The 596-nt window shown below is 37.4% G+C and carries 1 protein-coding gene; it reads left to right on the forward strand.

Translation table 11 applies throughout. The annotated features are described in order from the left end of the window. The coding region (locus ACCC84_RS23880; RefSeq protein ID WP_371902436.1) for a Tn3 family transposase at window positions 1-596 on the forward strand (596 nt) is incomplete at both ends.

Here is a 596-nt window from a genome sequence, read left to right on the forward strand (position 1 = left end):
TCTTACAAGGGCTATTTATGATGTATTACCACGTATTAAACTAACAGAACTATTAGTAGAAGTAGACTCTTGGACCCATTTTAGTCAACAGTTTGTACATCTTCATACGAAAACAGGGCCAAAAGATGAAACTGCATTATTTGCGGCAATTTTAGCCGAGGGGATTAATCTTGGATTAAGTAAAATGGCTGATGCATGTCCTACTGTTACCTATACACAACTTGCTTGGATAGCAGATTGGTATATCAGTGATGAAAATTATACAAAAGCTCTGGGAGTCTTATCAAATTTTCAACGGCAAAATAGGCATGCTAGCTATTGGGGAAATGGAACCACTTCTTCTTCAGATGGACAATATTTCCAGTCAAGTGGTGCTTCTAGTCCATTAGCTCAAGTAAATGCCAAACATGGCAGAGATCCTGGCCTAAATTTCTATACTCATATTTCAGATCAATATGACCCTTTTTATGCCCAAGTCATTAGTTCTTCTGAGGAAGCGCCTCATATTATAGACGGATTATTATACCATGAAGCTGATACTAGAATTGAAGAGCATTATACGGATGCTGCTGGATTTGTAGATCATGTATTTGCTA

This window comes from Serratia odorifera (assembly GCF_041448735.1).
GTDB lineage: Bacteria > Pseudomonadota > Gammaproteobacteria > Enterobacterales > Enterobacteriaceae > Serratia_F > Serratia_F odorifera.